At 77.0% G+C, this 10723-nt stretch carries 2 protein-coding genes; both read left to right on the top strand.

Going from position 1 to position 10723, the window contains the following annotated elements; all coding sequences use genetic code 11:
• The coding region (locus ACWDBB_RS35725; RefSeq protein WP_449793573.1) for a type I polyketide synthase at nucleotides 1–3002 on the top strand (3002 nt) is incomplete at its 5' end.
• Nucleotides 3003–3145: 143 nt separating this feature from the next.
• Nucleotides 3146–10723: type I polyketide synthase (locus ACWDBB_RS35720; protein WP_449793572.1), on the top strand; the 7578-nt coding region annotated here is incomplete at its 3' end.

Below are 10723 nucleotides of genomic sequence, written 5' to 3'. Positions count from 1 at the left end.
CCGCCCACGCCCACGGCGCGTCCGTCGACTGGCCGGCGCTGTTCGCCGGCACCGGCGCCCGCCGCGCCGACCTGCCCACCTACCCCTTCCAGCGCCGCCGCTACTGGCTGGAGGCGCCGGCCCTGGTCGGGGACGTCGCGTCGGCCGGGCTGCGGCTCGCCGGGCACCCGCTGCTCGGCGCGGCCGTCGCGGTGGCCGACTCCGAGGAGCTGCTGTTCACCGGCAGCCTGTCGCTGCGCACCCAGCCCTGGCTGGGCGACCACGCGGTCGCGGGCACGGTGATCCTCCCCGGCACGGCCTTCGTCGAGCTGGCGCTCGCGGCGGGCGAGCAGGCGGGCTGCCGCCACCTGGAGGAGCTGACGCTGGAGGCCCCGCTGGTCCTCCCGGCGCGTGGCGCCGTGGAGTTGCAGGTGCGGGTGGCCGCGCCGGACGCGTCCGGCCGCCGCGCGCTGACCCTGCACGCCCGTTCGCAGGACGCCGCGCCGGGTGAGCCGTGGACCCGCCACGCCGCCGGCGCGCTCACCGCCGAGCCGGCCGACACCGGGCGGACCGCCGAGGCCGGGCCGGCCGAGTGGCCGCCGGCCGGGGCCCGGGCGCTGGAACTGGACGGCCTGTACGAGGGCCTGGCCGAGCACGGTTTCGGCTACGGCCCGGCTTTCCAGGGCCTGCGGGCCGCCTGGCGGCGCGGCGACGAGCTGTTCGCCGAGGTCGCCCTGCCGGAGGAACCGGCCGACCAGGCCGTCGGGTTCGGCCTGCACCCGGCACTGCTGGACGCCGCGCTGCACGCCCTCGGCCTGCCCGACCCGGCGGCGTCCGCCGCCGGAGCGGACTCTGCCGCGGCGGACGCCGGGGAGCAGCAGGCACAGGGCCGGCTGCCGTTCTCCTGGAGCGGCGTGACCCTGGTCGCCTCCCGGGCCCGGGCGCTGCGGGTCCGGCTGGCCCCGGTCGGCCCGGACGCCGTCGCCCTGACGCTGGCCGACCAGGACGGCCGTCCGGTCGGTTCGGTCGAGGCGCTGGTGGTCCGGCCGCTGTCGCCGGAGCAGGTCCGGGCGGCCGGCGCGGCCGTGATCGACTCGATGTTCGCGGTCGAGTGGTCGCCGGTGGCGGGTCTGCCCGCCCCGGAGCCGTCCGACTGGTCCCTGGTCGGCGCGGACGGCCACGGGCTGGAGGCCCTTGAGGACGCCCTGGGCGCCGTCGGCGGCCTGGTGGACCGGCACCCGGACGTGGCCGCGCTGCTGGCGGCCCTGGACGACGGCGCGCCCGCGCCGGAGGCCGTGCTGGTGCCGGTGCGCGGGCGCGGCGGGGACCTCGCCGAGGCCACCCGGGACGCGCTGGGCGAGACGCTGGCGCTGGTGCAGCTGTTCGCGGCCGACAGCCGGCTGGCGGGCAGTCGGCTGGTGCTGCTGACCGGTGGCGCGGTGGCGGCGGGCGCCGAGGAGGACGTGACCGACCTGGCCGCCGCCGCGGTCTGGGGCCTGGTCCGCTCGGCGCAGTCCGAGGAGCCGGGCCGGTTCACCGTGGTGGACCTGGACGGCGACGAGCGCTCGCGGCGGGCGCTGGCCGCGGCCCTGGCGGCCGACGAGCCGCAGCTGGCGCTGCGCCGGGGTGCGGCGCTGGCCCCGCGGCTGGCCCGGGTGAGCGCCCCGCAGGCGGCCGAGGCCGCCGTCCCGAGCGCCTTCGCCGCGGACGGGACCGTCCTGCTCACCGGCGCCACCGGCGCCCTCGGCCGGGTGCTCGCCCGGCACCTGGTCGCCGACCTCGGCGTGCGGCACCTGGTGCTGGCCGGCCGGCGCGGCCGGTCCGCCGAGGGGATGGACGAGCTGGTGGGGGAGCTGACCGCGCTGGGCGCGGGCGTCGCCGTCGAGGCGTGCGACGCGGCCGACCTGGAGGCGCTGGCCGGCCTGCTGGCCCGGATCCCGGCCGACCACCCGCTGACCGGGGTCGTGCACGCGGCCGGGGTGCTGGACGACGGCGTCCTGTCCTCCCTGGACGCGGGGCGGCTGGAGCGGGTGCTGCGGCCGAAGGTCGACGCCGCGCTCAACCTGCACGAGCTGACGGCGGGCCTGGAGCTCGACTCCTTCGTCCTGTTCTCCTCGGCCGCCGGGGTCTTCGGCAACGCCGGGCAGGCGAACTACGCCGCCGCCAACGCCTTCCTGGACGCCCTGGCCCGGCACCGCCGGACCCGGGGCCTGCCCGCCGTCTCCCTGGCCTGGGGCCCGTGGGCGGAGGCCGGCATGGCCGGTTCGCTGGAGGAGGGCGACGGCCGCCGGATGGCCCGGGGCGGTGTGAGCGCGCTCACCGAGCCCGAGGGTCTGGCCCTGTTCGACGCCGCGCTCGGCCTCGCCGAGCCCGCGCCCGTCCCGGTCCGGCTCGATGTCCCCGCGCTGCGCGGCGAGTTGGGCGAAGGACCGGTCCCGCCGCTGCTGCGCGGGCTGGTCCGTCCGGTGCGGCGTGCGGCCGCGGGTGTGCCCGCCGCCGGCGGCGACCTGGCGGGCCGGCTGGCCACGGCCTCCCCGGCCGAGCGGGAGAGGATCCTGCTGGAGCTGGTCCAGGACCAGGTGGCGGCCGTCCTCGGACACCCGGACCGGTCCGCCGTCGAGCCCGAACTGGCCTTCAAGGAGCTCGGCTTCGACTCCCTCACGGCGGTCGAGCTGCGCAACCGGCTGAACGCCGTGACCGGCCTGCGGCTGCCGGCCACCCTGGTCTTCGACCACCCGTGCGCGCTCGACCTCGCCGAGCGGCTGCGGGAGGACCTGCTCCAGGAGGGCGCCGACGCGGTCACCCCGATGCTCGCCGAACTCGACCGGCTGGAGGCGGCGCTGACCGCCGCCGCGACGGACGAGGAGGGCCGGGCCCGGGTCGCGATCCGGCTCCGGGCCCTGGCCGAGCGCTGGGCCGCGGAGGAGGCCCGCCCCGAGGACGCCACCGTCGCCGACGAGTTGGAGGCGGCCACCGACGACGAGATGTTCGAGTTCATCGGCAAGGAGTTCGGCATCTCCTGACCCGTCGCCGCCCGAACCGGCACCTCCCGCTCCGCCACCCCCGGTGGGCCGGGCGCCGCGCCACCCCGGCGCCCGAGCCGCCCTGCCCACCCCACCAGACTTCCGAACCGCGCCCTGCGGTCGCTCGATTGGGACAGAACGTCATGAACGAAGAGAAGCTCCGCTACTTCCTCAAGCGGGTCACCGCCGACCTGCACGAGACCCGTCGCCGCCTGCGCGAGGTCGAGTCCGGCGAACAGGAACCGATCGCCATCGTCGCGATGGGCTGCCGCTACCCGGGCGGCGTCCGCACCCCCGAGCAGCTGTGGCAGCTCGTCGCGGACGGCACCGACGCCATCACCGGCTTCCCCGCCGACCGCGGCTGGGACACCGACGCGCTGTACGACGCCGACGCCGAACACGGCCGCTCGGGCACCAGCTACACCCGCGAGGGCGGGTTCCTGCACGACGCGGCCCAGTTCGACCCGGAGTTCTTCGGGATCAGCCCCCGCGAGGCGACCGCCATGGACCCGCAGCAGCGGCTGCTGCTGGAGACCTCCTGGGAGGCCTTCGAGCGGGCCGGCATCGACCCCGCCGCCGTGCGCGGCAGCCGGGTCGGCGTCTTCAGCGGCGTGATGTACCACGACTACGCCAGCCGCCTGTTCACCGTCCCCGAGGGCGTCGAGGGCTACCTGAGCACCGGCACCGCCGGCAGCGTCGTCTCGGGCCGCGTCGCCTACACCCTGGGCCTGGAGGGCCCGGCGGTGACCATCGACACCGCCTGCTCCTCCTCGCTGGTCGCCGTCCACCTGGCCGCCCAGGCCCTGCGCAGCGGCGAGTGCACGCTCGCCCTGGCCGGCGGCGTCACCGTGATGTCGACGCCGGACACCTTCGTCGAGTTCAGCCGCCAGCGCGGCCTCGCCCCCGACGGCCGCTGCAAGGCCTTCGCCGGGGGAGCCGACGGCACCGCCTGGGGCGAGGGCGCCGGCGTGCTGCTGCTGGAGAAGCTCTCCGACGCCCGGCGCAACGGGCACCCGGTGCTCGCCGTGGTCCGCGGCTCCGCCGTCAACCAGGACGGCGCCAGCAACGGCCTGACCGCCCCCAACGGCCCCTCCCAGCAGCGCGTCATCCGCCAGGCCCTGGCCGGCGCCGGGCTCTCCCCGGACCAGATCGACGCCGTCGAGGCGCACGGCACCGGCACCACCCTCGGCGACCCGATCGAGGCCCAGGCCCTGCTCGCCACCTACGGGCAGGAGCGCGGCGAGGGCGGGGCGCCGCTCTGGCTCGGCTCGATCAAGTCCAACATCGGCCACACCCAGGCCGCGGCCGGCGTCGCCGGCATCATCAAGCTGGTCATGGCGCTGCGGCACGGCGAACTGCCGCGCACCCTGCACGTCGACGAGCCGTCCCCGCACATCGACTGGGCCTCCGGCGCCGTCGAACTGCTCACCGAGGCCCGCCCCTGGCCGGCCGGCGAGCGGGTCCGCCGGGCCGCCGTCTCCTCCTTCGGTTTCAGCGGCACCAACGCCCACACCGTCATCGAGGAGGCCCCGGCCGAGCTGCCCGCCCAGGAAACGGACGGGGAACCGGCCTCCGGCGAGCCGCAGCGCCCGCCGCTGACCACCCGGGCGACCCCCTGGTTCCTGTCCGCCCGCGGTGAGGACGCCCTGCGCGAGCAGGCCCGGCAGCTGCACGACCACCTGACGGACCGGCCGGAGCTGGACGCCGACCGGGTCGCCTGGACGCTGGCGGCCGGCCGCGGCGCCTTCGAGCACCGGGCCGTCCTGCTCGCCGACGGCCGCGAAGGCGCGCTCGGCGCCCTCGCCGCGCTCGCCGAGGGCGAGGAACACCCCGCCCTGGTGCGCGGCACGGCCCGCGGCGCCGCGGCCGGCAAGGCCGTCTTCGTCTTCCCCGGCCAGGGCTCGCAGTGGCCCGGCATGGCCGTCGGGCTGCTGGACGCCTCGCCGGTGTTCGCCGCCCGGCTCGCCGAGTGCTCGGCGGCCCTCGCCGAGCACGTGGACTGGCGGTTGGAGGACGTGCTGCGCGGGGTCGAGGGCACGCCCCCGCTCGACCGGATCGACGTCGTCCAGCCCGCCCTGTTCGCCGTGATGGTCGCGCTCGCCGAGCTGTGGCGCTCGTACGGGGTCGAGCCGGCCGCGGTGGTCGGCCACTCGCAGGGCGAGATCGCCGCGGCCTGCGTGGCCGGCGCGATCAGCCTCGCCGACGCCGCCTACCTGGTGACGGCCCGCAGCGCCGCGCTGTCCCGGATCTCCGGCCTCGGCGGCATGCTCGCCGTCGCGGAGGGCGCCGAGCGGATGCGCGAGCTGATCGGGGAGCGCACCGACCGGCTCCAGCTCTCCGTGGTCAACGGCCCCCGGACCGTCGTCGTCGCCGGCGACCCGGCCGCGCTGGCGGAGCTGGCGGCCGAGTGCGCCGCGCTCGACGTCCGCGCCAAGTTCCTCCCGATCGACTACGCCGCCCACTCCCCGCAGACCGAGGCGCTGCGCGAGGAGATGCTCGCGATCGGCGCCAGGGTCACCTCCCGCTCCTGCGACGTCCCGTTCTACTCCACGGTGACCGGCGGCCTGCTGGACACCGGAGCGCTGGACGCCGAGTACTGGTACCGCAACATGCGGCAGACGGTCGAGTTCTCGCAGGCCGTCCGCACCCTGGCCGAGCACGGCCACGGCGCCTTCCTGGAGGTCAGCCCGCACCCCGTGCTGGTGACCGGCATGGAGGAGACCCTCGACGGGATCGGCGCCGAGGCCGTCGTCCTCGGCTCGCTGCGCCGCGACGAGGACGACGCCGAGCGCTTCCTCGCCTCGCTCGCCGCCGTCCACGCGCACGGCGTGCCGGTGCGGCGCACCGCGCCGTTCGACGGGCGCGGCCTGGCCCAGTGCGAACTGCCCACCTACCCGTTCCGGCACCGCCGATACTGGCTCGACGTCCCGGCTCCGGCCGCCCTGCCCGGCGCGGCCCCGGAATCCGCCGCGGACCAGGGCTTCTGGTCCGCCGTCGAACGCGGGGACCTGACCGAGCTGACCGCCGCCCTGGCCGTGGACGGCGAGGACCCGCTGAGCGCCGTGCTGCCCGCCCTCGCGGCCTGGCGCCGCCGCCGGCAGCAGGCCGACACGGTGGACGGCTGGCGCTACCGGATCGCCTGGAAGCCCGTCACCACCCAGGGCCGGCCCCGGTTGACCGGCCGGTGGCTGCTCGTCGAGCCCGCCGCCGGGACCGCGTGGGCCGACGCCGCCCAGCGCGCCCTGGAGACGGCCGGCGCCCGGGTGCGCCGGGTCACCGCCGACGCCACCGCCGACCGCGGCCGCCTCGCGGCGCTGCTCGCCGCCGAACTCGCCGAGGCCGCCGAGGACGGCGCCGCCGAGCCGCCCCGCTGGACCGGCGTGCTCTCCCTCCTGCCGCTGGACGACCGCCCGCACCCGGACGCCCCGCTCGTCCCGGCCGGGACGGCCGGCACCGTCGCCCTGGTCCAGGCGCTCGCCGACGCGGGCCTGGACGCCCCGCTCTGGTCGGCCACCACCGGCGCCGTCCGCACCGGCGGCGCGGACGGCCCGGCCGACCCGTCGCAGGCCCAGGTCTGGGGCCTGGGCCGGGTGCTCGGCCTGGAGCAGCCCGAGCGCTGGGGCGGCCTGGTCGACCTGCCCGCCGACCCCGACGACCGCGCCGCCGCCCGACTCGCCGCAGTGCTCGCGGCCGAGGACGAGGAGGACCAGCTGGCCGTGCGCGCCACCGGCGTGCTGGCCCGCCGACTGGTCCGCGCCCCCGGCGCCGAGGTGCCCGCCGAGCGGGCCTGGCGCCCGCGCGGCACCGTACTGGTCACCGGCGGCACCGGCGCCGTCGGCGCCCACGTGTCCCGCTGGCTGGCCGCCAACGGCGCCGAGCACCTGGTGCTGACCAGCCGCCGGGGCACCGACGCCCCGGGCGCCGCCGAACTCGCCGACGAACTGCGCGCGGCGGGCGCCGAGGTGACGGTCGTCGCCTGCGACACCGCCGACCGCGCCGCCGTGGACGCCCTGGTCGGGCGGTTCGCCCTGCATGGCGCGCCGATCCGCGCGGTGCTGCACGCCGCCGGCCTCGGCCGCACCGGCGCCCTCGCCGACCTGCGGCCCGCCGACCTCCAGGAGCTCGCCGAGGCCAAGATCGCCGGCGCCCGCAACCTGGCCGAGGCGCTCACCGGCACCGAACTGGACGCCTTCGTCCTGTTCTCCTCCAACGCCGGCGTCTGGGGCGGCGGCGGCCAGGGCGCCTACGCCGCCGTCAACGCCTTCCTCGACGCCTACGCCGAACGGCTGCGCGCGGCCGGCGTCCGGGCCACCTCGGTCGCCTGGGGCGCCTGGGCGGACGGCGGGATGGCGGACGGCCCCGCCGGGGAGGCCATGCGCCGCCGCGGTGTCCCGGCGATGGCGCCGGAGCTGGCCGTCGCCGCCCTCCAGCAGGCCCTCGACCTCGACGAGACCTTCCTCGCCGTCGCCGACGTCGTCTGGGAGCGCTTCCAGCCCGCCTTCACCGCCACCCGCCGCCGCCCGCTGATCGAGGACCTGCCGGAGGTCCGCGCCCTGAGCGCGGGCACCGGCACCGCCGAGCCCGGCACCGAGGTGCCCGAGCAGTCGGCGCTGCGCCGCAAGCTCGCCGGACTGTCCGCCGCCGACCAGGAGCGCGTCCTGACCGACCTGGTGCGCGCCCAGGCCGCCGGCGTCCTCGGCTTCGCCGGACCGGAGTCCGTCGACCCCGTGCGCGCCTTCCGCGAACTCGGCTTCGACTCGCTCACCGCGGTGGAGATCCGCAACCGCCTCGGCAGCGCCACCGGCCTGAAGCTGCCCACCACGCTGGTCTTCGACTACCCGACCCCGGCGGCCCTCGCGGGCTACCTGCGCGCCCAGACCCTCGGCGCGGACCAGGACCAGGCCAGGGCCACCAGCGCGGCGGCCGCCGACGACGAGCCGATCGCCATCGTCGCGATGGGCTGCCGCTTCCCCGGCGGCGTCGCCTCGCCCGAGGACCTGTGGCGGCTCGTCACCGAAGGCCGGGACGCCGTCACCGGCATGCCCACCGACCGCGGCTGGGACCTGGCGGCGCTCTACGCCGACGACCCCGACCAGCCCGGTACCAGCTACTGCCGCGAAGGCGCCTTCCTGCACGACGCCGGCCTCTTCGACGCGGGCTTCTTCGGCATCTCCCCGCGCGAGGCCGTCACCATGGACCCGCAGCAGCGCCTGCTGCTGGAGGTCACCTGGGAGACGCTGGAGCGCGCCGGCATCGACCCCGGCACGCTGCGCGGCACCGCGACCGGCGTCTTCGCCGGCGGGTCCACCCAGGACTACACCACGGTGCTGACCAACAGCGAGGGCGGCGCCGAGGGCTACATGCTCACCGGTACGGCAGCCAGTGTGATGTCCGGCCGGATCTCCTACACCCTGGGCCTGGAGGGCCCGGCCGTCACCGTCGACACCGCCTGCTCCTCCTCGCTGGTGGCGCTCCACCTGGCCGCCCAGTCGCTGCGCCAGGGCGAGTGCTCGCTGGCCCTGGCCGGCGGCGTCACCGTGATGCCGCTGCCCGGCCCGTTCATCGAGTTCAGCCGCCAGCGCGGCCTGGCCGCCGACGGCCGCTGCAAGCCCTTCGCGGCCGCCGCCGACGGCACCGGCTGGGGCGAAGGCGCGGGCATGCTGCTGCTTGAGCGGCTCTCCGACGCCCGCGCCAACGGCCACCCCGTGCTCGCGGTGGTGCGCGGCAGCGCCGTCAACCAGGACGGTGCCAGCAACGGCCTGACCGCGCCCAACGGCCCCGCGCAGCAGCGCGTCATCCGCCAGGCCCTGGCCAACGCCCGCCTGACCCCCGGCCAGGTCGACGCCGTCGAGGCGCACGGCACCGGCACCACCCTCGGCGACCCGATCGAGGCCCAGGCGCTGCTGGCCACCTACGGGCAGGAGCGCGGCGGGGACCCGCTGTGGCTCGGCTCCCTCAAGTCCAACATCGGCCACACCCAGTCCGCTTCGGGCGTCGGCGGCGTCATCAAGATGGTGATGGCGATGCGCGAGGGCGTGCTGCCGCGCACCCTCAACGTGGACGAGCCCACCCCGCACGTCGACTGGTCGGCGGGCGCGGTCGAGCTGCTCACCGAGGCCAGGGCCTGGCCCGAGACCGGCGAACCGCGCCGCGCGGGCGTCTCCGGCTTCGGCGCGAGCGGCACCAACGCCCATGTGGTGCTGGAGCAGGCGCCGGAGTCCGAGGCTTCCGCGGTGCCGACGGCCGACGGTGTGGTGCCGTGGGTGCTGTCGGCCCGGAGTGAGGCGGCGCTGCGGGAGCAGGCGCGGCGGCTGCTGGCGGCGGTCGCGGAGGAGCGGCCGGCGGATGTCGGCTTCTCGCTGGTGTCCTCGCGGGCGGTGTTCGAGCACCGGGCCGTGGTGGTCGGCGAGGGCCGGGAGGCGCTGCTGGCGGGCCTGGGCGCGCTGGCGGACGGCCTGCCGGGCGCGGGCGTGGTGTCCGGGCGGGTGCGTTCGGGGCGTCCGGTGTTCGTGTTCCCGGGTCAGGGTTCGCAGTGGCTGGGCATGGCGCAGGGGTTGCTGGCGGATGAGCCGGTGTTCCGTTCCCGGATGGAGGAGTGCGCCAAGGCGCTTGTTCCGTATGTGGATTGGGATCTGCTGGAGGTCGTCTCGGGTGGGGACGGCGGGTGGATGGAGCGGGTGGACGTGGTCCAGCCGGTGCTGTTCGCCGTGATGGTCTCGCTCGCCAAGCTGTGGCGTTCGTGCGGTGTGGAGCCGTCGGCGGTGGTGGGGCACTCGCAGGGCGAGATCGCCGCCGCTGCGGTGTCGGGCGCTCTGTCGCTGGAGGACGCGGCGCTGGTGGTGGCGCTGCGAAGCCAGGCGATCACCGAGCTCTCCGGGCTCGGCGGCATGGTGTCCGTCCCGCTGCCCGCCGAGCAGGTGCGTGAACTCCTCTCGGGCCGTGAGGGCTTGTCCGTCGCGGCGGTCAACGGCCCCAGCTCGGTGGTGGTTTCCGGCGATGCCGGTGCCCTGGACGAGCTGATGGAGCACTGCGCCGCGCAGGAGGTCCGGGCGCGTCGGATCGCGGTGGACTACGCCTCGCACTCGGCGCACGTCGAGCGCATCGAGGCCCGTCTCGCGGAGTTGCTGGCCCCGGTCGCCCCGCGCGTGCCGGAGGTCCCGTTCCACTCCACCGTCACCGGCGAGGTCATCGACTCGGCCGCGCTGGACGCCGGCTACTGGTACCGCAACCTCCGTCAGACGGTCGAGTTCGCGAGCACCATCGACGCCCTTCTGGCGTCCGGCCACTCGCAGTTCGTCGAGGTGAGCGCCCACCCGGTGCTGACCGTCGGCATCCAGGAGTCCGTCGACGCCGCCGGCGCCGAGGCCACGGTCCAGGGCACCCTGCGTCGTGACCACGGTGGCCGGGAGCGTTTCCTGACCGCCCTCGCCGAGGCCTGGTCCAACGGCGCCAGTGTCGACTGGGCCGCCCAGTTCCCCACGGCCCGCCGCGTCGACCTGCCGACCTACGCCTTCCAGCACGAGCACTACTGGCCGAAGCCCGGCACACGCGGTATCGGTGACGTGCTGTCCGCCGGCCTGGGCGCGGCCGACCACCCGCTGCTGGGTGCTGCGGTGGCGCTGGCCAACCGCGACGGGCACGTCTTCACGGGCCGCCTGTCGGTGCAGACCCAGCCGTGGCTGGCGGACCACGCGGTGGCCGGCACGGTGATCCTGCCGGGT

The sequence above is a fragment of the Kitasatospora sp. NPDC001095 genome, from assembly GCF_053598615.1.
Note: the sequence above shows the minus strand (reverse complement) of the source record. Positions and strands in the feature narration are given on the sequence as shown.